Annotated in this window: 31 protein-coding genes; 20 read left to right on the top strand and 11 right to left on the bottom strand. The window is 64.8% G+C overall.

What is annotated here, in order from left to right; genetic code table 11:
* Positions 1–220: 220 nt before the first annotated feature.
* Together GNX96_RS16180 and GNX96_RS16175 are read right to left on the bottom strand one after the other, a co-directional pair.
* Positions 221–763, bottom strand: a complete 543-nt coding sequence (locus tag GNX96_RS16180) for a dihydrofolate reductase family protein (RefSeq protein ID WP_163568717.1) — start codon at positions 761–763, stop codon at positions 221–223.
* Between the two features lie 140 nt (positions 764–903).
* Entirely contained in the window at positions 904–1,461 is a 558-nt protein-coding gene (locus GNX96_RS16175) for a hypothetical protein (protein WP_163568716.1), read from the bottom strand.
* 924 nt (positions 1,462–2,385) lie between these two features.
* On the opposite strand from GNX96_RS16175, the gene GNX96_RS16170 reads away from it, so the two are divergent.
* The 10 genes from GNX96_RS16170 to idi all read left to right on the top strand — a co-directional run bounded on the left by GNX96_RS16170 (position 2,386) and on the right by idi (position 8,434).
* Positions 2,386–2,922 (top strand): polyprenyl synthetase family protein, encoded by a 537-nt coding sequence (locus GNX96_RS16170; protein ID WP_279580512.1) that lies wholly within the window; start codon positions 2,386–2,388, stop codon positions 2,920–2,922.
* Entirely contained in the window at positions 2,915–3,394 is a 480-nt protein-coding gene (locus GNX96_RS16165) for a polyprenyl synthetase family protein (protein WP_163568714.1), read from the top strand. Before GNX96_RS16170 ends, GNX96_RS16165 begins: the two co-directional genes overlap by 8 nt.
* A gap of 28 nt (positions 3,395–3,422) precedes the next feature.
* On the top strand, positions 3,423–4,292 hold the full coding sequence (locus GNX96_RS16160) for an SAM-dependent methyltransferase (RefSeq protein ID WP_163568713.1): 870 nt from the start codon (positions 3,423–3,425) through the stop codon (positions 4,290–4,292).
* Between the two features lie 134 nt (positions 4,293–4,426).
* Entirely contained in the window at positions 4,427–5,098 is a 672-nt protein-coding gene (locus GNX96_RS52275; RefSeq protein ID WP_279580511.1) for a cytochrome P450 family protein, read from the top strand.
* A complete protein-coding gene (locus GNX96_RS52270; protein WP_279580541.1) occupies positions 4,984–5,634 on the top strand; it encodes a cytochrome P450 in 651 nt (216 codons plus the stop codon). The genes GNX96_RS52275 and GNX96_RS52270 overlap by 115 nt, the downstream gene beginning before the upstream one ends.
* Positions 5,631–6,632 (top strand): polyprenyl synthetase family protein, encoded by a 1,002-nt coding sequence (locus GNX96_RS16150; RefSeq protein ID WP_163568712.1) that lies wholly within the window; start codon positions 5,631–5,633, stop codon positions 6,630–6,632. The genes GNX96_RS52270 and GNX96_RS16150 overlap by 4 nt, the downstream gene beginning before the upstream one ends.
* 10 nt (positions 6,633–6,642) lie before the next feature.
* A complete protein-coding gene (locus GNX96_RS16145; RefSeq protein WP_163568711.1) occupies positions 6,643–7,029 on the top strand; it encodes a VOC family protein in 387 nt (128 codons plus the stop codon).
* A gap of 16 nt (positions 7,030–7,045) precedes the next feature.
* Entirely contained in the window at positions 7,046–7,426 is a 381-nt protein-coding gene (locus GNX96_RS52265; protein WP_279580510.1) for an SDR family NAD(P)-dependent oxidoreductase, read from the top strand.
* Positions 7,344–7,793 (top strand): SDR family oxidoreductase, encoded by a 450-nt coding sequence (locus GNX96_RS52260; protein WP_279580509.1) that lies wholly within the window; start codon positions 7,344–7,346, stop codon positions 7,791–7,793. The genes GNX96_RS52265 and GNX96_RS52260 overlap by 83 nt, the downstream gene beginning before the upstream one ends.
* A 17-nt stretch (positions 7,794–7,810) precedes the next feature.
* Positions 7,811–8,434, top strand: coding sequence for an isopentenyl-diphosphate Delta-isomerase (idi, locus tag GNX96_RS16135; protein WP_163568759.1), 624 nt, complete (start codon positions 7,811–7,813; stop codon positions 8,432–8,434).
* 27 nt (positions 8,435–8,461) lie between these two features.
* Here the strand turns inward: idi and GNX96_RS52255 are convergent, their stop codons facing one another.
* Together GNX96_RS52255 and GNX96_RS16120 are read right to left on the bottom strand one after the other, a co-directional pair.
* The gene (locus GNX96_RS52255; RefSeq protein WP_279580508.1) at positions 8,462–9,175 is read right to left on the bottom strand and encodes an alpha/beta fold hydrolase; all 714 of its coding nucleotides are present in this window, start codon (positions 9,173–9,175) and stop codon (positions 8,462–8,464) included.
* The gene (locus tag GNX96_RS16120; protein WP_163568710.1) at positions 9,136–9,486 is read right to left on the bottom strand and encodes a PadR family transcriptional regulator; all 351 of its coding nucleotides are present in this window, start codon (positions 9,484–9,486) and stop codon (positions 9,136–9,138) included. Before GNX96_RS16120 ends, GNX96_RS52255 begins: the two co-directional genes overlap by 40 nt.
* Before the next feature lie 528 nt (positions 9,487–10,014).
* On the opposite strand from GNX96_RS16120, the gene GNX96_RS63675 reads away from it, so the two are divergent.
* Positions 10,015–10,836, top strand: a complete 822-nt coding sequence (locus GNX96_RS63675; RefSeq protein WP_390624023.1) for a ricin-type beta-trefoil lectin domain protein — start codon at positions 10,015–10,017, stop codon at positions 10,834–10,836.
* 563 nt (positions 10,837–11,399) lie between these two features.
* Here the strand turns inward: GNX96_RS63675 and GNX96_RS61160 are convergent.
* The 4 genes from GNX96_RS61160 to GNX96_RS16100 form a co-directional block, all read right to left on the bottom strand.
* Complete coding sequence (locus GNX96_RS61160; protein WP_313885680.1) at positions 11,400–11,534, bottom strand: hypothetical protein; 135 nt, start codon at positions 11,532–11,534, stop codon at positions 11,400–11,402.
* Complete coding sequence (locus GNX96_RS16110) at positions 11,501–12,460, bottom strand: COG4705 family protein (RefSeq protein WP_313885679.1); 960 nt, start codon at positions 12,458–12,460, stop codon at positions 11,501–11,503. Before GNX96_RS16110 ends, GNX96_RS61160 begins: the two co-directional genes overlap by 34 nt.
* Positions 12,461–12,463: 3 nt before the next feature.
* The gene (locus tag GNX96_RS16105) at positions 12,464–12,613 is read right to left on the bottom strand and encodes a hypothetical protein (protein WP_163568708.1); all 150 of its coding nucleotides are present in this window, start codon (positions 12,611–12,613) and stop codon (positions 12,464–12,466) included.
* 146 nt (positions 12,614–12,759) lie between these two features.
* Positions 12,760–14,070, bottom strand: coding sequence for a HAMP domain-containing sensor histidine kinase (locus tag GNX96_RS16100; RefSeq protein WP_163568707.1), 1,311 nt, complete (start codon positions 14,068–14,070; stop codon positions 12,760–12,762).
* A 178-nt stretch (positions 14,071–14,248) separates the two neighbouring features.
* Here GNX96_RS16100 and GNX96_RS16095 point away from each other — a divergent pair, with 178 nt between their 5' ends.
* From GNX96_RS16095 to GNX96_RS52230, 8 genes are all read left to right on the top strand, one after another.
* Positions 14,249–14,845, top strand: coding sequence for a hypothetical protein (locus GNX96_RS16095; RefSeq protein WP_163568706.1), 597 nt, complete (start codon positions 14,249–14,251; stop codon positions 14,843–14,845).
* A gap of 83 nt (positions 14,846–14,928) precedes the next feature.
* Entirely contained in the window at positions 14,929–15,363 is a 435-nt protein-coding gene (locus GNX96_RS16090; RefSeq protein WP_279580507.1) for an ATP-binding cassette domain-containing protein, read from the top strand.
* Positions 15,335–15,517 carry an FtsE family protein gene (locus tag GNX96_RS52250; RefSeq protein WP_279580506.1) on the top strand — a complete coding sequence of 61 codons (183 nt, stop codon included), beginning with the start codon at positions 15,335–15,337 and terminating at the stop codon, positions 15,515–15,517. The genes GNX96_RS16090 and GNX96_RS52250 overlap by 29 nt, the downstream gene beginning before the upstream one ends.
* Entirely contained in the window at positions 15,514–15,906 is a 393-nt protein-coding gene (locus GNX96_RS52245) for an ATP-binding cassette domain-containing protein (protein WP_279580505.1), read from the top strand. Before GNX96_RS52250 ends, GNX96_RS52245 begins: the two co-directional genes overlap by 4 nt.
* Entirely contained in the window at positions 15,846–16,199 is a 354-nt protein-coding gene (locus GNX96_RS52240; RefSeq protein ID WP_390624030.1) for an ATP-binding cassette domain-containing protein, read from the top strand. Before GNX96_RS52245 ends, GNX96_RS52240 begins: the two co-directional genes overlap by 61 nt.
* Positions 16,196–16,711 (top strand): hypothetical protein, encoded by a 516-nt coding sequence (locus GNX96_RS52235; protein WP_279580503.1) that lies wholly within the window; start codon positions 16,196–16,198, stop codon positions 16,709–16,711. The genes GNX96_RS52240 and GNX96_RS52235 overlap by 4 nt, the downstream gene beginning before the upstream one ends.
* Positions 16,653–18,401 carry an FtsX-like permease family protein gene (locus tag GNX96_RS16080; protein ID WP_279580502.1) on the top strand — a complete coding sequence of 583 codons (1,749 nt, stop codon included), beginning with the start codon at positions 16,653–16,655 and terminating at the stop codon, positions 18,399–18,401. Before GNX96_RS52235 ends, GNX96_RS16080 begins: the two co-directional genes overlap by 59 nt.
* Before the next feature lie 19 nt (positions 18,402–18,420).
* Positions 18,421–18,852 carry an ABC transporter permease gene (locus GNX96_RS52230; RefSeq protein WP_279580501.1) on the top strand — a complete coding sequence of 144 codons (432 nt, stop codon included), beginning with the start codon at positions 18,421–18,423 and terminating at the stop codon, positions 18,850–18,852.
* A gap of 253 nt (positions 18,853–19,105) precedes the next feature.
* On the opposite strand, the gene GNX96_RS16075 is transcribed toward GNX96_RS52230, so the two are convergent.
* Complete coding sequence (locus GNX96_RS16075) at positions 19,106–19,384, bottom strand: response regulator transcription factor (protein ID WP_163568705.1); 279 nt, start codon at positions 19,382–19,384, stop codon at positions 19,106–19,108.
* A 269-nt stretch (positions 19,385–19,653) separates the two neighbouring features.
* Between GNX96_RS16075 and GNX96_RS16070 the strand changes: the two genes are divergently transcribed.
* Positions 19,654–19,914 (top strand): transposase, encoded by a 261-nt coding sequence (locus GNX96_RS16070; RefSeq protein ID WP_163568704.1) that lies wholly within the window; start codon positions 19,654–19,656, stop codon positions 19,912–19,914.
* On the opposite strand, the gene GNX96_RS52225 is transcribed toward GNX96_RS16070, so the two are convergent.
* Positions 19,889–20,065, bottom strand: coding sequence for an SAM-dependent methyltransferase (locus GNX96_RS52225; RefSeq protein WP_279580500.1), 177 nt, complete (start codon positions 20,063–20,065; stop codon positions 19,889–19,891). The two genes, GNX96_RS16070 and GNX96_RS52225, sit on opposite strands and share 26 nt — an antisense overlap.
* The gene (locus tag GNX96_RS52220; protein ID WP_279580499.1) at positions 20,062–20,241 is read right to left on the bottom strand and encodes a hypothetical protein; all 180 of its coding nucleotides are present in this window, start codon (positions 20,239–20,241) and stop codon (positions 20,062–20,064) included. The genes GNX96_RS52225 and GNX96_RS52220 overlap by 4 nt, the downstream gene beginning before the upstream one ends.
* Positions 20,242–20,485 lie beyond the last annotated feature (244 nt).

Raw genomic sequence — 20,485 nt, 5'->3', positions numbered from 1 at the left:
ACCGCCAAACCGGAGGCACAAGTGTCCGTTGACACGGCGCACCACCGATAAAAATACAGTCCCCGATGGGAATCCTGCGGTGGATTGAGCGTCCGTGGTGACCCTCTTGGTGGGTGCGTTGGTGTACTCGCGGCAGAGGGGGAGCCGCGGAGCCCACATTGACACCCACCCAAGTGAAGAAATACGAATCTACCCGGGCTACCAGCCTTGTGGTGTCTGGCTACCGACTCGGTGTATAGGCCAGTACCACCGCGCCGTTGCCGATGTCGGTCACGCCCGTGAGGTTCATGGGGGTCGTGCTGATGCCCGACAGCAGCGAATCACCGGAACCCGCGACAAAGGGGGAGATGCTCAGATGCAGTTCGTCCAGCAGACCCGCGTCCAGGAGTGCCCGGCTGAAAGGGCCGTTGCCGTACTTCACCAACGTCCCGTCGCCGGATTCTTTGAGCTTGGCGATGGCGTCGATGGCGTTGCCGGTGAGCACCTCGGCGTTCCAGGTGGTCTCGGTCAGGGTGCTGGAAGCGACGTGCTTTGGCAGGGAGTTGATCTTGTCGGCGAGGTCGCCGGTCATGGTTGGCCATGTTGCTGCGAAGACTTCGTAGGTCACCCGTCCGAGCACGAGACCAGCTGCTTGTTCCAACAGTCGGAGCTGATAGTCGAAGTGTTTGTCGTTGGGGGCGACCTTCATCTGTCCGGCGGAGAAGGCGTCGCCGGTGAACCTCCCGTCGATCGAGAGGTGGTTGTATTCGATCAGTTTTCGCATCCCCGGAGACAACCAGTCCGATGATCGACCGTCTTGTATCGAACCGAATCCTGCCGGCTCCGAGGTGCTGCCCAAGCGGGTGAAGGCAGCTCAGCAGGTCGGTCCAGGGGATCAGAACGCGAGGAACGAGGTGGCCGACCTCAACTCGCCCGGGGTGTGGCCGGTGGCCCATCGCATCGCCCGCGCGAGCTGCGGCTGGTCGTAGTAGCCACCGACGATGACCGCCTCGGCGATCGATCCGCCAGCCGCGAGGAACTGCGCGGCGCGCTGTGCCTGCTCGATGCTGACGAGCTGCGAGCGCGGCGTGATACTCCAACGGCCCGGCGGAACCGGATTTGCGCTATCCGTTCCGACATGGCTCGTGGTCGTTCGCCGTGACGGATCTCCTCGACGAGTGGATCGAAGATCAACAGTCCTGCACGTACAAGCCTGTTGACGAAGACGTCGACGTTCTGCTTGGTTGGCATCTCCCAGTCTCGGTTGTCCAGCAAGATCCGGTCCCCTGACAGGGTCGGTAACAGAGCATCGTTCAGGTTGGCCAGACCCGACGGCGGGAACAGCGGCAGATAGGCACCGACGAACTGCAGCTCGACGCCGAAAAACTCCCAGCCCTCTGGACAGGTCAGGTGTGTGGCCCTGGTCTCCGGTCCACGTACATGCACCGTCCACTTGTCACCATTGCGCGCAAACGCGATCATGGAGGAGCCTTTGACCGTCGAGGTGAAACCGGTCGTGGCGTCACAGCTTGCCGACCACACTCGTTGCATCAGTGGGAGTTCGCCAGCAACAGCGTCGAAGTTGAACCCCATAACCACCGAGTCTAGGTGGCTGGTGCCGAATGGGCTGTTTGTGGGTCTGGAGGGCCGTTCTGTACGGGTCCTCCCTGTCGTTGAGGGGATGGGTTCGTGGTCATTTGTCAGAGGCTAGCGAGCCCCGATTAGCCGCCGGTAATTCGCGGTACGCGCCAGGTAAATCTGGCCTGGATGGCGAGACCAGCATGTGAGGAGGGTCGATGAACTCTCCTGCAGCAGGTCGATGTTCAGCAGCCGGTGGAGACCGAGGCGTCACGTGACCTGTACGCCAGTGTCAAGCCGAATCTTGGTGCGCAAGCGGCGGCACCGGCGCTTGCGCGGGGTCGAGAACATGGTGATGTCATTGTCCGCGATGGGATTGACCCTGGGGATTTCTCCGCGTATCTGGCCGAGCTGTAGTGCGTCGAGGTATGCAAGGCCGCGATCGCTGTCCCGGTCGTGGAGAGCTGGGGCGGGTGGCGAGAACCGACTTTGCGAGTCCGGGGGCGGATTCCATTGCTGGGTCGATTGTCAGGACCCCGCCGTGAGGTCGGTGTCGGTGAGTCGGGGGGGCCCGGCACGGTGACTGGTACGGGCAGTGCGAATATACTGAGGTTTGTCATTGAAAATTGTGACATCTGTCCATTGTCGGCGTTGTTGTCAGATGATCTACTCTCGAATAGGTCGAATTCGAGCCATCCCTGCGCAATGTCCGCGTGGGACCCATACGTGCGCCCAGCGCGTGCAGAGATCCTCGCGGATAGTCGTGTGAGCTGTTAAAGACAGGTACCCGGTTGCCCTTCAAAAGGGGTCGAGACTCTCGGAGTTTTTATGACGCTGGGTGGGCAGGTTGGTTCGACCGCCACGGCGGTCGCCCGTACTCTCACGGGGCCGGCTTTGCGGTCTGTGGTTGACCGGCTGCAACCGGATCTCGCATTGTTGTGCGGCTATCATTTCGGTTGGAGCGGGCCGCACGGTGAGAGCCTTCCCGATGGTTCGGTGCCGGCGGGAAAGAGCACCCGGTCAGCGTTGTTGTTCGCGGCAGCGCGGGGAGTGGGTGGCTCCGAGGAGATCGCCCTTCCTGGGGCGGTGGCCGTGGAGCTGGTGCATAACTGGACTCTTCTGCATGACGACATCATTGACCGGGACACTGAGCGTCGGGGCCGGGAGACGGCTTGGTCGGTGTTCGGTTCGGGATTGGCCATGCTCGCCGGCGATGCGCTGCTCTCGGCCGCGTACACGACCCTTGCTGCGGCCAGGCCTGTGAGTCAACACGCACTCCAGCTGCTCTGCGACGCCGTTGACCGGCTGATCGCCGCGAGCCGCGGAACTGTCGCTCATTACCCGGCCGGGCGCCGGCGTGGATGACTATCTCGCTGTCGCCAGGGGGAAAGCCAGCGCGCTGGTGGAATGCGCGCTCGGACTGGGAGTGGCGCTCAACGCAGGGTCGGCCAAGGCGATCGAGGCGCTGAGTGTGGCCGGTGGTTATCTCGGTATTGCTTGGCAGGCCGCGAACGATGTCGAGGACATCTGGGGTTGTCCCAGCATTACCGGCAAAGCCGCCCGCGGAGACCTTCGCGAGGGCATCCGGACGTTGCCGGTGCTGGCGGCGCTGGCGTCCGACACAGCGGCCGGCCGACAGCTGGCGGCGGAATGGGGTGTCGGTCGCCCGGACGACGCCTTCCTTGACCGGGCGAGCGTACTTATTGAAGAGGCAGGTGGGAAGGCGACGGCTGAACGTGTTTCCACGGAGTATCTCGACCGTGCCGTACGGGCGTTGTCGAAGGCGGGCTTGTCCGCTGCATGTCAGGACGAGAGATCGGCCAGCTTTTCCGACTGATTGTCATCAGAGACTCGAGGAGCATCGCTTGATCGACCTGCAGAACATCATCCGCAACGACTACGAGCGTCTTCTGAAGATCGAGTGGGACGAGAAGACCGACGACCAGATCAACCTGCTGCTCGGAAAAGAGGACGGGCTGGTCCATCACCACTATGCCGTCGGTGACTACGATCACGGCATTCTCGACCTGCCGCCCAGCGTCCGGGAACAGGCGATCCTCGACGAGATGCACCGCATGGAGAACGAGCAGGTTGGCTTGGTGCTGGACGGTCTTGTCGGACTGCCGCGCGGATCGCGGGTTCTCGATGCCGGTTCGGGTCGAGGCGGCACCAGCATCGTAGTCAGCAAGGAACTCGACGCGGAGGTTGTCGGGGTGAACATCTGCCGGCACCATATCGACTTCGCCGAGAAAGCGGCGCACGACCACGGCGTGGGAGAGAAAGTCAGCTTCCATTACGCGAACATGGCTGACACAAGGCTGCCGGAAAAATCCTTCGACGCCGTCGTCACCAACGAAACGACTATCTATGTCGATCTGGACGAGGCGTTTGGTGAGTTCGCCCGACTGCTGAAACCAGGCGGTCGGTACGTCATCGTGACCTGGTGTGGCAACGACATCGTCGGTGGACGCGACGAAATCGAGGCAATCGACGCACACTACGTCTGCCACATTCACAACCGGTCGCACTACTTCCAGATGTTGGCGAAACACAACTTCGTCCCGATCCGGGTGTCGAACCACACCGTCGACGCTATTCCGTATTTCGACCTTCGGTCGTACTCGAACCTCGCGGCCGGCGTGGAGAAGCCCTTCCTGGATGCCTATCGGGCGAACAAGATGAACTACATCGTTATTGTGGCGGAGTTCGGCGGCCGTGAGGGCGCTGGGCGATGATGTGCACTTCTTTCGATGCGCGCCGGGAAAGGCGTGACTGTGGACGGCGGTGAGCTGATCCGTGCTCTGCGTACTCTCCAGGGGGACGCGCCGACCCGTACCCGCTTTACGCCCAGCTGAGGAAATTGGCACCGGTGTGGGCCGAGCAGACCAACGACTGGGCGGTGGCCACCGGATATGCTGCCTGCGGCCAGGTTCTGCGCAGCCCCGACTTCGGGGTGGATGACCGAGCCGAGTTCGACCGTTCGGATCCGAACTGGCGCGAGTCGCCGGTGCTGCGCCGGGCTGCCAACTCGCTGCTGCATTTCATGAACTCCCCGGACCACGAACGGGTACGCAGGTTGGTCGCCGGTACGTTCACTCCGCGCCGAATCGGCGACATGCGGGTGGCGATCGAGACCGCGGCGAGCCGGCTGATCGACCGGCTCGCCGAACGCGGAGCCGACGGGGCTCCGGTTGACTTCATCAGCGGTTTCGCCTTCGAGCTCCCCATCACGGTGATTTGCGACCTGGTCGGGGTTTCGCCCGCCGACCGGCATTGGTTCCACCAGCGGGTGAACGCGATCGTCGCCGCCCCCCGCGCCCACCGCTGCGCACCGGACGCGCCCTGCTGGAGTCCGACGACAAGCCGCGGTCGCTCGCTGCCGTGGATCAGACAACAGTGGAGCTGCGGGACTATTTCGCCGCGCTGGTGGCCGAACGCCGCGAGTCACCGCAGTCGGATCTCACCAGCGCACTGGCCGCCGCACACGACGCGGAGGGCACAATCAGCGAAGAGGAGCTGTTGGCGAGCCTGGCATTGGTGATCGCCGCTGGCTTCATTACCACCATGAACCTGCTCGGCAATGGCTTGGCCATCTTGCTTGACCACCCCGACCTGACTCGCCGGCTCCGCCTGGACCCGTCGCTGGCGCCCGCGTACATCGAGGAAATGCTCCGCTACGACTGCCCAGTCCAGGTGCTTGCCCGTCGTACGCTCCGGGAAACCACCCTTGATGGGCTCCGGCTGCCGGCCCGCGCTTCGGTCGCCGTCCTGGTGGGCGCCGCCAACCGGGACCCGGCCCGGTTCGATCAGCCGGACACGTTCGATCCACTGCGGACAGTCAAACAGGCGCTGAGCTTCGGCGCCGGCCCGCACTACTGTCTGGGCACGATGCTAGCCAGGCTGGAGGCCGAGATCGCCTTCAAGATGCTGCTCGACAGGTTCGAGGACATCACCCTCGCCGGCGAGGCGAACCGGCACAACCTCCTGGTTCTTCGCGGCTACACAGCACTTCCGATCTCGGTACGGCAGAGCCGCCACGTACGGGGGGCGCAGGTTGCGGGGAAGGCGTTGTCGTGATCACTGAACTGGAGCTACCGGCGATTTTCCAGGATGAGCTCTATCCGGCCATCGACCTGGAGATCGACTCGGCGGTCGATCGGCTGGACGACTCGCTGGGCCTGACCAAGAAGGTTCTGCACCAGTTTCTTGAGGTACGCAGAACAAAGCAGGTCATGCGAGCCGTGCCGCTGCTGATTTTCGGCGCACTGACAGGTGACCTTCGGCCGGCAGTACCGATCGCGGCTGTCAACATCCTCTGGTACACCGCTGGTCGGCTCATTGACAACACCACGGACGGTGCGGTCGAGGAGGCCTCAGCTGGGCTGGATGTCGCTGAGGCCATGATGGCCGCAATCCTTTGCCTGCATTCGGTGCCGGCCGAGATTATCGCTCGACTGGACCTGCCGGCGAGCACCCTTTCACTACTGGCCGCGGACCTCTCGTACGGGTCAACATCTGGTGTCGAGGGTCAGCTGCGGGAGTTCCGGGCCACCCCGGAGACAGTCCGGCCGGTCGAGGTGTTGCGGTGCTACCGGCGCAAAACCGGTGGCGGTTATGCGATGGCTGGCGCGATGGCTGCCCGGCTGGCCGGCGCTGACCAGCCGGTGGCAGAGCGATGGCGAGATTTCGGCTTCACCTTCGGTTCGCTTCGACAGCTTCGCAACGACCAGGAGGACCTGGCCACCGGTCGCGAGGAGGACCTACGCAACCAGGTTCTCACGTTCCTGTTCGCCTCCGTGCTGACCCGGTCGACTGGCTTGGACCGCGGCCGGCTGCTCGCACTGCGTGCCCAGGCTCCGCTGTCGGCGCAAGCTCGCGGCCAGCTCAGGGAGCTGCTGCTGACCACCGAGAACGTTTGTCTTTACGTCCAGGAGATCGAGAAGGTTCGGGCCCGGGCGCACGGGCTGCTGGACAGTTTCGGCGACCGGGCGCCGTGGTTGGCGAGACTGCGCGACTTTGTCGACGTCTCGGCTCGACCGCTGCCCTTGTTCCAGCAGATTCTCGGACAATCGTGAAAGGACTGTCGTGACCGATAACAAGGTGTCCTGGGTGGATCTGCCGATTCAGGACTTGGACGGCGCCCAACGGTTCTACGGCGAGGTTTTCGGGTGGTCCTTCCAGGCGTACTCGGATGAGTACATGACGATGAAGGACGCGGATGGAAAACAGTTCGGGGCGTTGGACAAGGTGCTCGCCGACCGGCAACTCGCAGAGGGGCGACGATCGCCGCGTGTGTACGTGAAGGTGGACGACCTGGAGTCGACCTTCGCGAAGGTTTCCGCCGCGGGCGGCAAAATTATCAAGGGGAGGATGGAAATCCGGCCCGCCGCCGAGCCCGGCTGGTGGGCCGTCGTGCATGACGCGGAGGGCCTTGAGCTCGGCCTGTGGACTCTCAACCCGCCCGTTGACTAGTGCGCTGGCCGGGCGAGTGGCTTTGGTGAGCGGAGCTGGAAGTGGGATCGGCGCGGGCATTGTCCGACGCTTTCTGGATGCCGGCGCGCGCGTCCACGGCGTCGGCCGGCGCCTTGATGCGGTTCGGTCGACCGCACCGGACGCGGTGACCGGCGGCACGTACGTCCCGCATTCGCTCGACGTCACAGACCCGGTCGCCACCCAGGCACTGACCGGTGAGCTTGCCCGTGAGGATCCGATCGACATTCTCGTCTGCGCCGCAGGAACCAACGTCACCCGCCGGCGGTTTCATCAACTCACCGAGGAAAGTTTCGATGAGCTGGTACGGACAAACCTCACCGGCATCTTTCGGGCTCATTCACGGCACTCTCGACCAGATCCGCGAACGGGAGGGTGACATTGTCCTGATCTCCAGCATCTCGGCAGCCTGGCCTTCCCACAGCGGCGCCGCTTACAGCGCAACCAAAGCTGCTCTACTCGGCCTGGCCAGAGGGCTGTCGCGCGACGAGCACGCGAACGGCGTCCGCGTGTGCACGATTCTTCCCGGAATGGTGGACACCCCCATGCTGGATCGCCGACCGGTGCCCCCACCGGTTGAGATGCGCAAGCTGTGCCTGCAACCCGAAGACGTGGCCGACGCGGCCTTGTGTGCGGTCAGTCTTCCCGGACGCGCCACCATAGCCGAGATCAGCATCCTCGCCACCCGCCTGCAGTCGTTGGGATACACCCAGCAAGCCACCCCGGACATCCCGGACGGACTGTGAAACCGCCGGGGTACGCGTTGGAGCATGTCGTTCTTCTCGACGAGGCAGGGCACGCCTTGGGTACGGCCGAAAAATCAGCAGTACACCACAGGAGCACGCCGCTGCATCTTGCCTTTTCTTGCTATGTCCTCAACCCCGGTGGCCAGGTCCTGCTCACGCGACGGGCGCTGACCAAACCTACCTGGCCGGGGGCTTGGACCAACTCGTGCTGTGGCCATCCGCTACCGTGCGAACCCATCGTCGAAGCGGTGCAGCGCCGGCTGCTTGTCGAGCTCGGCATGGTCGCGACCAGTATCGACCTGTTGCTTCCGAGGTTCCGCTACCGCGCCACGATGCCCAGTGGGGTGGTGGAAAACGAGATGTGCCCGGTCTTTCGCGCCACCGTCGACACGCGGCCTGACCCGAATCCTGACGAGGTCAACTCATACCAATGGATCACCTGGGATGCACTGGTTTCCAGCATCGACCAAGGACATTTGGCGGTATCACCCTGGTGCCTGGAACAGACCCACCAGCTTCGCCGGCTGGGTCCGCTGCCATCGCAGTGGCCCACCGCGTCTTGCCTCGACTTGCCAGTCGCCGCGCGCCTCCACACGCCGCCACCCAAGACGCCGCAGCGTCCCACGCCCGAAATTCGTTGAAGATACTTGCCGAGAGTCGAGGATGTCCTAGCCTGTCTTCTTCCATACGAATGATTTGGGGACCTCGTTCCAGGCCCCGTACGACCAACCCACCACCATAGCCCGGTCCACACCCCTGGCCGCGAGAATGGCATCAACATCCCGAACCGCGGCCTCGAAGGAATAGTCAACTGACTTCCCCGATTTTCTGCCGCGCCTACGCTCGTCAAAAGTGATGTGCCGCCACCCCGTACCCAGATCAGCGATGACCCGCCGCCAATATCCCTGGGTAGCGAACTGGCCATTGAGGTAAACCACCGGAATACTAGGACCGCCAGTGTCACTGACGGCAAGGGCCGTGTCGTCAACCGACATCATGCCGGTCCACGTCGTCATCGAGGCGTCTCTTGTTCGGCGCGCGTAATGGCGTCGGTCAGCTGTTTCCGCGCGCGCGTGCCCGGTACCACCTTCCGAGTAGTTCTGGGCGATTGCCTCGACGAATTCCGCCGGGTCCTTCCCCGCGATCTCGCGGATTGGTGTTCCGTTCGCCGCGGCCTGTTCGAACAGGTCGGCAAGGTCTTCGAACATCGCCGCATTGCTGTCGCCGTCGGTCGGTACGAAATGCATCAGATACCGTTCGATCGCTTCGACCGCCGTACGGTAGTTCTCGGGAAGCTGGCGCGAGCGTGTCTTGTACGCTCTCCAGCGTTTCTTGGGCCTGATCATCTTCGAGATGAGGCCGCCCTTTTCGACATCGGACATGGCCATTTTTCTTCTTTGTGGAGCCGTTCGAGCCGTTCAGCGAGAAAGTTCCAGGTCGTTCGGAACTCCTCGAGATGTTCCTGTCCCTGAGCGTTCAGGGAATACCCCTTTCGCGGCGGCCCCTTCTCCGACGGGACCTTCTCCACGTCGACGAGGCCACGTTGTTCGATCCTGACCAGCAGCGCGTAAATAGTGCCTTCGGCGATGTCGGAGAAGCCCTGGTCGCGCAGCCACGCCGTGATTTCGTAGCCATACGCGGACCAACCATACAGGATCGCCAGCACGAGGCCCTCCAGCGTTCCCTTGGCCATCTCCGTTACCAGGTTGCCATGGGAGCACCCCTCACTATCTAGTGACACTGACTACTAGTAGATAGTAACACTGACTAGCGGAGCTGCAAGCCCGCAGGATGATGGAAACGCGTCTCTCTCAGCCGTCGATCGCCCGGCTGCGGTATCTGTCAAGTCAGATGAGACAGCTATTTTGGGTTTGTTTGGGGTTGGTTTGGGGTTCGGGTGCTGGTTGGTTGATCCAGGACTCATCAAAGACTCGGGTAAAGTGGATTAATTATTCGTAGCCATATTGGCCGCGTATGCCGTCGGCGGTTGCGTGCATGAGCGCGGGTGCGCGATGAGGCAGCCACTCCGGTTCACTAAATGTGATACCCGCGTGGCCGGGTCATCGTGCACTTGTAGCTGACCTGACGTACTGAACTTGCGAGGTCACTTTCGGTACATATTAGTAGCCTTCTCGAATGCGTTCAGATGCAATTGCCGCTGTCCCAACGAGGAGGCTTTAGTCAGCGTCGTGCACGGAAGTGATAGCCATTCAGTGGCCACATGAGGAGATGGATGAGGTTGTATCGGCGTCGGGTAACCATTGCAGCAGCGTTACTGGTCTGTGTTCTTGTGATCACACTGGCACCGGCCGTGCCGGCTTCCGCGGATCCAACAACACCACCGTCCGCTCCGAAAGCGGAGCTTTGGAACTACGCGACCGGCAAATACCTAGCATTCGTGGATCCATATCTTCTTCAACTCCAAACCAATCCGCCCTACGATATGTTTGGAGAATGGAGCAACGATCAATGGGGGAATCTCACTGGCGGGTATATGGGACACCTCCAGACGGGTCCTACCGAGGCTCCTCGCTGTCTTGACTATGTGGACAACAAGGTCACCATCAGTACGTGCGACGCGGGTACCACCAACCAGCAGGACTGGCAGATTGTCACTTACCCTTACTCGGACGGCCGCATGCTCATCGAGAGTCGTAGCCAGGGTCTTTGCTTGTCGGCGAACGACACTTCCGCTGTTCTTGACGGGTGTTCGGATACAGATCCAAAACAACAGTGGGCCTATAATCCGGCACCAGCTCCAATCATCCTTCAGAATGTGTCAACTGGCGAATACCTCCGCCCCTTAGACAATGAGGGCATACTCAGTCCCGATGTCATCCTCTACTCTAGTAGTCAAAGGTTGAGAGGCGATCCACGGACCGGGTTCTGGGGCGACGACAGCAACGGTGGCGAGGTGCCCGTGCATTCAGGATACATAGGCCAGATACACGCCTTTCCGAATTCACCCTTCGAATGTCTGGAGAGTGATGACTTAGGGGCTTTCGCGGGTTGCGGTGATGCGAACGATCCACCGGGTAGATAGATGGGGCGTGTGGGGGAACGCGAATGGTCCGGGTTATTTCATTGCCAACCCGGCTATGGGTTGCCTGACAAGAGTGCTCTATCAGGGACAACCAGCTGTGGTTGCGGAGACCTGCAGTGGGACAGATAGCACCCAGTGGTGGACGTTTGTGACCACCACCTCGTGACGCCCCCGGTTACCACCGCAGCGCCGACTACGATTAGGGGCTATCGTCGCTGTACCGCCAGACAAGTTTGATCAGGTCAGGGGCGAATCCTCGAGCCTTGCCCTTCCCAGCTGGCACGATCACTGACCAACCCGGCCAACTCTCGGCGCTACGCTGACGGGTGCTGGTGTCGACGCCCCCATCGGCACCAGCCTCGATGGTGCGGCACTGTCTGAGCGATAAGGCCACTGATCTGTGTGCGGCCATCAGGCGACCCTACTGTCTCCGATGGTGTAGTGCTGGGAGCGGCGATGACACCTGTCCGCGCCAAAAGAAAGTTCCCCACGGGCACTAGATCATTTTGGGCCGAAGAAAAACCGGGCGGCCGCTGAGCGGCGCCCGGCTTTCCGGTGTCGCCTCAGGCCGCTTCAGTGACGTCTTTCCTTGTCTTGGTCAGATAGACGACCACGGCCAGAATGGTGATGAGGAAGATCCCGCTGGTAGCGACTGTGCCCAGCCCTAGACCGCCGTCGTCATGGGACTGGGAAAGCAGATCGCCCAGGGAGGCGCCGAGCGGGCGGGGGTAAGGATGTAGGCGATCCAGAAGGCCAGAACAGCTCCCAACTTCAGCGTGAAATGAGTCAGCGCGACGATTCCGATGAGTCCGGCGAAGATGAGCGCGGACGGCAGATATCCCAGGTTCAGCTGTTCGGCCAACAGGTCGCCAGCTGCGGTGCCCAGGGCGAAGGTGAACAGGATCGCCAGCCAATAGAATGCTTCTCTGCGGTACGTGTAGATCGTGTGAATAGAAAGGGTTTTCTCGCTCGCGTACCAGATCCCGAAGGTGACTGTGAGTGCGATGGCGAAGACAATGGTGGTGGTCGTGAGGCTGACGCCGAAGTTATCCGTCAGGTTGTCGGTGATGAGTGTACCGACAATGCTTATCAGGACCACCGCGAGCCAGTAGATCGCGGGCACGTATCTGCGTACCCGGAACTGGAAGACCAGCACTACGACCAGCACTGCCCCGATCGCGTACGTGGTACCTGTCAGTCCGAGACCCAGCGTGGTGTTCAGGAAATCGGCGGCGGTTTCGCCGACCGTGGTCGCGAGGATCTTCACGATCCAGAAATAGAGAGTGATCTCCGGAACTTTGTTGAGAACCGTTCTGGTGCGGACAGAAGTGGACGGTGACTGATAGTTCGTGGCCATTTGTCGGAGGCTAATGGCCACGCGATTAGCGCCCAGGCAATCAAAGGTTAGCGCCAGGTAAAACCAGCGGTCGCCGGTGCAACGGCCGTGGCACACGGTTATCGATAAAATTCCCGCAGCCGCAACCCCAGATTCATCAACCGCCAGAAGGTCATCGTCTCCACAGTGGACCCGTCCGCGGAGACTCTGCCGGAACTCTCGTACGACGGCGGCCTGGTCGAAATCTGGCCGAACCCCGAAAGACGGTGAGGAGAAAACCTCACGCACGTGTCAGGCGACCTTGCCGAACCAGGCGTCCTCGGGAGTGGTGAAGCCGACCTTCTTGCGTCCTCGGTTGACCACGGACGGGAGGTGCCCGGCGGTGGCGTGCCGGAGAGCTCTTGTGTTCCAGTCGGCGTAGAGGATCGCGCTGTCGTCCATGGCTCATAGGATGCGCAAGAGGTCCATTGTCAGGAAAGGCGCCCTGCCCTCGATGGAGAATCGCATGGCGTTGCGGTCTTCGTATCGCAACAGCGCGGCCGGGCTGTGCCCGGAACAGATCGGCTCGAGGACGGCGATCGTGGCCTTCACGCTAGGCCGCCATCGCTGAATGTCGGGTGAACGTCGGCGGCGGGAAGCAGGATCGTGAACACCGGTCCGGGGCCGGGTCTGCTGAGGGTCAGCCGGCCGCCGTCGGCCTCGACGAGGTCGCGGGCCAGCCGCAGTCCCAACCGCTCACCTCCCGGGCCACCGAACAGCGCGGTCTCGACCGCCGGTCCAGGTCCGTCGTCCCGTACGTCGATGGCGACCGCGGAGCCGGCATCACGGGCGCGAACGACAATGGTTCCGGTGCCGTGCACCGTGGCGTTGTCGACCAGTACCGCGACCGCCTGCCGGACGGCTCCGATGCTGCCGAGGACGGGCGGCAGGTCCTGGTCACGCCCGACCAGCAAGGCCCGGCCAGTTACCGTCAACGCGCCGACCCGGGCATCGCGGAGGTCCTCCAGCAGCGCGTCGATGTCCAGCAGGGCCCCCTGAGCGTCACCGTGGCGGGCGAGGTCCAGCAGCTCGTCGATCGTCCGCTCCAGCCGGTCGATAGTGTCCAGCGCGCGGCCGACCGCGACCGGATGAGGGTCGTCGAGTGCCGACTCCAGAAGCAGCCGCAGGCCGGTCAGGGGCGTACGCAGCTGGTGCGACGCGTTCGCCGAGAACGACCGCTCGCGGCGCAGCAGGTCACCCAGGCGGCCGGCGGTGCTGTTCAACGCGGTCGCGACCATGTCGATCTCAGCCATGCCACTGTGCGCCGATCGCACGCTGAAGTCACCTTCGCCGAGGGCATGAGCGGACCTGGCCAGCCGATCCAGTGGTGCCGCGATCCGGCCGGCCTGGCGGCGGGCGACGATTGTGACTGCGGCCAGGGCGAGCAGCGCGAGACCCACCATCGCCGCCCAGGTCCATGCGGTCCGGGTGGTCGCATTGTCCTTGGACGATGTGACGATGACGACCGCGGCCGTCCGCGCAGCGTTCGGGACGGCCATCGCGACAGTCACGTGCGTCGCGGTCTCGGTGTCCACGGTCTGACCGGCCAGCGCGGCCGGCAGCAATTGGTCAGCCACGGCGGAGGCTGGCCCAGCGACCAGTCGGGCGTCCCCGGTGTAGAGGGAGATGGTGGTGTCACCCTCGACCGCGGGCAACCGGATCCGGGCCAGTGCCGCCGGATCGGTTCTCCATCCAGGATCGGCCGCGACCTGGCCGACGCTGCTTCCGGCAATCCGCGTCAGCTCACTACGTTCCTCGTCGACGAACAGCCGGTAGACGGCGGCGCCCAGGGGGAGGCCGAAGACCGTCACCGCGATCAACGCGGCGACGACCGCGACGTGCTGCACCCGTCTACGCATCCGATTCCCCCTGGCGTTGTCGCGTCAGCTTGCCCTGACAATCGACCCCGGGCGCGCTGGGCCGCGCGGTTTTTGCCGCTCGCTAACCCACAGCTGGCCGGCGACTGTCGGGCGGGTTTATAGCGTCGCCCTTGTGATACAGATCCGGTCTACCCGCTGGCGCGCGGCCGCAGTGACCATGGCCGGTGCGTTGGCCATGACCGCCTGCTCGGCGCCAGCCGCCCAGCAACCGGCACCAACGACCTCGCCGGCTGCGGCGCCGGCCGCAGCGAGCGGGCCGGCACCGCAGGAGAACAGCGCGCAGGGAGATATCCCGGACAACCAGCAGTACGTGGCGTACGCGCTGCCGTCCGGCCACTCGCGGCTGAACGTCCCCGAAGGCTGGGCAAGGACCGACCTTCCCGGCGGCAACGGCGCAACCTTCACCGACAAGCTCAACACCATCCGGATCGAGGTCCGACCGGCGCGGGCGGCCCCAACGGTCACAACGGTGCTGGCAGATGTGGCTGCCCAGAACCGGACCGCCGCCGGTTTCGCGGGGCTTGCGGTCAGCACGGTCACCCGGTCGGCGGCCGCGGTGGTCTTGGCCCGCTACCAGGTAAACAGCCCAGTCGACCCGGTCACCAACAGGTACGTGAAGGACGATGTGGAGCGATACGAGTTCTTCCGGGCCGGCAGCCTCGCGCTGATCACGCTGATCACGCTGTCCGCGCCACACGGCTCCGACAACGTCGACCCATGGCGCAGAGTCACCGAGTCGTTCCGGTGGCGGTGATGCGACCAGTCACCCTGGCCGTTCCGTGATCTCTACCGGTTCTTTCGGGCCGGCGACGAGGAAAAACGCTCGCCCTGCGCGGAGTGTCGTTCGAGGTGACCGCCGGCGAGCTGGTGGTCATTGCCGGACCGTCCGGATCTGGGAAGACCACTCTGCTCAACTGCCTGGCCGGCCTGGACGAGCCAGACGGCGGCGCGGTGTGGCTGGACGGGCGGCGGCTCAGTCACCGCCCGGAAGCCGAGCGGGCCCGACTCAGGGCCAGCGGGATCGGCGTAATTTTCCAGTACGACAACCTTTTCGCGCACCTCACGGTCGCAGGCAACGTCCGCTTCTCCCAACGACTGCAAAAGTCGCGTATGGACGTGGCCGTCCTGCTGGAAGCGGTCGGCCTCGCCGGTCGCGGGTCGTCCTATCCCGGGCAGCTGTCCGGCGGGGGAGCTGGCGCTGGCGCGGGCCGGACTCGCGGTGGCGCTGGCAGGCGACCCGGCGGTGCTGATCGCCGACGAACCGACCGGTGAGCTGGACGAGACCACCGAACATCGCTTGCTCGGGATGCTCGTCTCCCGCAGCATGCAAGGAAAAACCGTGATCGTCGCGAGCCACAGCGCGAACGTACGACGAGTGGCTGACCGGGTCCTGCAGCTGCGGGACGGGCAGGTGGTGACACCATGACGACACTGACCGAACCGGTTTTCCGGGGACAGCTGCTGCGCCGGGCCTACGGCAGCGGCAACCGGACCGTCTACGCGGTGCACAACGCGACGGCAACCGTCTGGCCGGGCGACCGGATCGCTGTCACCGGCGCCTCCGGATCCGGAAAGTCCACGCTGCTGCACCTGATGGCCGGCCTGGAGACACCCACCAGCGGGAACCGCAGCTGGCCGGGCCTGGGACGCTCGCCCGACCGCGACCCGGCCAGCATCGGCGTCGCCTTCCAGGCGCCGAGCCTGCTGTCACCACTGAATGTCGTGGAGAACGTCGAGCTCCCGATGCTCCTGAAATCGTACCGGCGGGGGAGGCACGCGAGCGGGCGTTCGCCGCCCTGGTCGACCTGCATGTAGATGACCTGGCCGGCAAGCTCCCCGAGGAGTTGTCAGGTGGGCAGGCGCAGCGGGTGGTCCTGGCCCGCGCGCTGGTCAGCCGACCGGCGCTGATCCTCGCCGACGAACCGACCGGTCAGCTTGACCACCGCACCGCCGACGAAGTCCTGCAGGTCCTGCTGGAGACCGCCACCACCTACGGGACCGCCGTCGTGGTGGCCACCCACGACCGGGAGGTCGCCGCCAAGCTGGACATCGAATGGATCATGGCTGCCGGCAGCCTCATAGTGCCCCGCGCGCAGACTCACCAATGACCGCGATCTGGGTGCGCGGTCTGCTGACCCGCCGCTGGGGTCGGCTGCTGGCAACAGCAGCCGGGGTCGCCGCCGCGGTGGCCCTGCTCGCCGCCTACGGAAGCTTCCTCGCCGCGTCTGAGGCCGCCATGACCAGGCAGGCAAGTCGTCAGGTCGCGGTGGACTGGCAGGTCGCCGTAGCTCCAGGGGCGGCCGCAGACAGTGTGCTGGCCGCGACCGCCGCGGAACCCGGCGTAGGGCGCGCTCTGCCGGTGGAGTTCGCCAGCACGTCCTGGCTGTCCGCGACGGCGGCCGGTTCGACCCAGACCACCGGGCAGCGGCGTCGTCCTCGGCCTACCTGCTGGCTACCGCACCACGTTCCCCAGCGAGATCCGGACCCTGGTCGGCACCGACTCCGGGCCGGTGCTGGCACAGCAGACAGCGGCAAACCTGCACGGCGCGCCTGGAACGACGGTGACGATCGCCCGCCCCGGCCGGCCACCGGCGACCGTGGTGATCAGCGGAGTCGTTGAGCTGCCGCAGGCGAACTCCCTGTTCCAGAAGGTCGGCGCGCCGTCGCAGTCGCAGCCCAGCGCACCGCCGGACAACGTCGTTCTGCTGCCGGGCAGCCAATTCCATCAGATCTTCGGTCCCGTCCCGAGTGTGGTGACCACCCAGATCCACGTCGCCCGGACAGCTGCTGCCGCTACCAACGGATCCGCAAGCGGCGTTCACCGAGATCACCGCCGCCGCGCGCATCACCTGGAAGCCAAGCTCGCCGGCGCCGGGACGGTCGGCGACAACCTCGGCGCGGTGCTGGACGCGGCACGGGCTGACGCGCTTTATGCCCGGATCCTGTTCCTCTTCCTGGGAATGCCGGGAATCCTGCTGGCGGTTGCGCTGACCGCCGCGGTGGCCGGGTCCGGCGCGGACCGCCGACGCCGGGAGCAGTCCCTGCTGCGGACCCGCGGCGCACTCCGGCGACAGGTCCTCACGTTGGCCGCGATCGAGGCGGTGCTGCTCGGAGTCATCGGCAGTGCCGTCGGGCTCGGTGTCGCGGCAGTGCTGGGATTGAGTTTCTTCGAATCGCCGCGGTTTGGCGCCAGTGCAGCGGCGGCTTGGTTGTGGGGCGGCCTTGCGACCGGCGTCGGGCTGGCGGTGGCGCTGGCGGTCGTGCTGGTGCCGGCGTGGCGCGAGACGAAGGCGACCACTGTCGTCGCCGGCCGCGCGACCGGCGGCCGGCGGACCGGTCCCTGGTGGGCACGGTATGGCCTGGACTTGATCCTGATCGCCGGCGCCGCGCTGGTGCTGTGGTCGACCAACAGGAGCGGCTACACCCTCGTGCTGGCGCCCGAAGGCGTGCCGAGCATTTCGGTGGACTACTGGGCATTCCTTGGCCCAGGGTTGTTCTGGATCGGCGCCGCTCTGCTGACCTGGCGGCTGGTGGACCTGCTGCTCGGTCGTGGTCGTCCGCTGGTGACCAGGTTGTTGCGGCCGATCGGTGGGCCGCTGGCGCCGACCATCGCGGCGATGTTCGCCCGGCAGCGCCGACTGCTTGCCCGCGGGGTCGTGCTGGTCGCGTTGGCGCTGTCTTTCGCCATCTCCACAGCGATCTTCAACAGCACCTTCCAACAGCAGTCCGAAGTGGACGCACGGCTGACCAACGGCGCAGATGTGACGGTCACTGAGCCACCGGGCTCGACCGTCGGCCCGGCGGCCGCCGCGACGATCGCGACGCTGCCCAGGGTCCACTCGGTTGAACCGCTCCAACACCGTTTCGCTTACGTGGGAACAGATCTCCAGGACCTGTACGGAATACGACCGGACACGATCGCTGCGGCGACGTCACTGCAGGACGGCTATTTCTCCGGCGGCACGGCGGCGCAGCTGATGAGCCGGCTGTCCGCGCAACCGGACGGAATCCTGGTGTCGGCCGAGACCGTGAAGGAATTCCAACTGCGGCTGGGAGACCGGATCAACCTCAGACTGCAGGATGCCCGTACGAAACAGCTCACTACCGTCGGGTTCCACTACCTCGGCATCGCTAAAGAGTTCCCGACCGCACCCAAGGACAGCTTCCTGGTCGCCAACGCCAGTTACATAGCCAAAACGACCGGCAGCGACGCGGTCGGGGCCTTTCTGGTCGACACCGGCGGAGCCAGCACCACCACGGTCGCGGCGCAGATCCAGGCACGGCTGGGAACGTCCCGCGACTGTCGGTGACATCGCCACCTCCCGGCATGTGGTCAGCTCCAGCCTGACAGCGGTGGACCTTGCCGGGCTGACCGACATCGAACTCGGGTTCGCCCTGCTGCTCGGCGCCGGCGCCGGCGGACTGGTGCTGGCGTTGGGATTCACCGAACGTCGGCGGGCATTTTCGATCCTGCGAACCCTGGGCAGCACCACCCGGCAGTTGGCCGGGGTCTTACTCGGCGAGGCGGTGCTGACCTTGGTGGGCGGTGCGCTGGCCGGGTCGCTGGCTGGCTGGGCATTGGCCGAGATGCTGGTCGCCGTGCTGGCCGGCGTCTTCGACCCGCCACCGGACCGGCTAGCGGTGCCCTGGGACTATCTCGGCGGCGTGTTGGTGGTGACCGTGGCGGCGGTCCTGGCGGCGGCACTCACCGCGACCGCTCGGGCGAGTCGCGCCACCGCGGGGGACCTCCGCGAGAGGTAACCAAAAAGCCACCCCGGAGTAAGGAAGCCACACGACCCGGGGCCTGGAGGGGTGGGCGGCTGGTTCTCCCCGATCACAGCCGCCCATTCCGCCTACTTCTCAAGCCGGTAGCCGTGTCCACGCAAGGTGCTGATCCCCGGCAGTTGGATGCCTGCCAACTCGGCCGCCTCCGCCAGCCTGCGGCGTACCGCCGCGATGTGTACGCCCAGGGTTTTGGTGGGGCCGAACTAGTTCTCGTCCCAGACGTCGTTCGTCAGCGTCGCCCGGCTGACAGCCTCACCCGCCGAGGCTGCCAGCGAGCCAATACGTCGTACTCACGGGCCCGCAGCGAGACCTCCGACGGGCCGAGCAGACAGCGGCGGGCGGCTAGGTCCACGACCAAGGCGCCGACCTGGATGCGGGCCGGCGCAGCACTGCCGGCCGTGCCGTCCACGGGGCGGCGCCGCAGGTGCGCGCGTACCCGGGCAAGCAGCTCGGCCAACCGGAACGGGTTGGTCCGGTAGTGGTCGGCGCCGGCCTCCAACCCGAGCACACCACGTCGACATCCTCCCGGCGCGCGGTGAGGATCACGAACACACAACCTGGTCGCATCAACCGCAGCCGCCGCATCAGCTCGACGCCGTCAAGATCCGGAAACCCCAGCTCCATCAGCGTCAACGCGTAGTCGGTGGTGCGTGCACATGCCAGTGCCTGCACACCGGCGCGGCAGCTGCCGGACAAGATCCTGCGCCCGCTGGCCGAGCAGACACCCGGAACCGCGGCCCTGGGGCGCGTGATCGCCAGCCAAGGCTGCCCACCCTGTTGAGCGTCATCCGCGAGCGGCAGGCGATCGCCGCCGAACTCAAGGAGCGCCTGGCTAACCAGCGGGTCGCGACACTCACGGCCACCGTACCCGGCATCGGCATGCTCGGCGCCGCGCGCTTGCTGCCGATCATCGGCGACGCGAGCGCCTTCACATCCGCGGACCACCTCGCCGCGTTCGCCGGCGTCACACCTGGCGAGGAAGAAAGTCCGACTCGCGCGGCGCAGGGTCTTCTTATGCGTTGCGGCCGACCGCGCTAAGACAGATGTCGTAGAGCAGCAGGTCGTCGCCGACGGTCGAGCCGCTGCGCCACCAGCGACGTAGTGGTACCAGGCCAGGTTCGACGATTCCCAGCCCGTCGAAGAGGGTGAGGATTTCGGCGTACGGGCGCATGCGCAGTTCGGAGTTCACCGATCGGTACGACTTTGCATGTTGTCCGCCATGGTGGCGAGTTTGCTGCCGTTTTTGGGGTTGTGTAGGTGGGTGAGTGCCACGTATGACCCGGTCGGTAGGTGGAGGTAGCTGGCCATGATTTGTTGCTGGTCGTGCAGGTGTTCGATGTGGTGGAAGGTTGAGTACTGGTTCATCGCGATCACCACAGTGGGCTTTTGTCCCGCCCTCGACGGCCTGGCTGTGGCCGCCGTGATTCCAGCACACCCGACCGGTTCCATTCCTCCAGGCGCGGCATACGCGCAAGACTCTGGTTTGCGGTCGGCTGCGTGGGTAGGTCGGTTCATATCGCTCGACGCCGGGTTGGCGACGCAACACCCATACTGCCCGCGCTCCGCGATCTGCATCTGCTGTTCGTGGCTGACCCACATTCGTCACAAC

Source organism: Fodinicola feengrottensis, from assembly GCF_010993775.1.
Classification (GTDB): Bacteria; Actinomycetota; Actinomycetes; order Mycobacteriales; family HKI-0501; genus Fodinicola; species Fodinicola feengrottensis.
The sequence above is the reverse complement of the archived record's forward strand: the minus strand, read 5'-3'. Positions and strand labels throughout refer to the sequence as shown.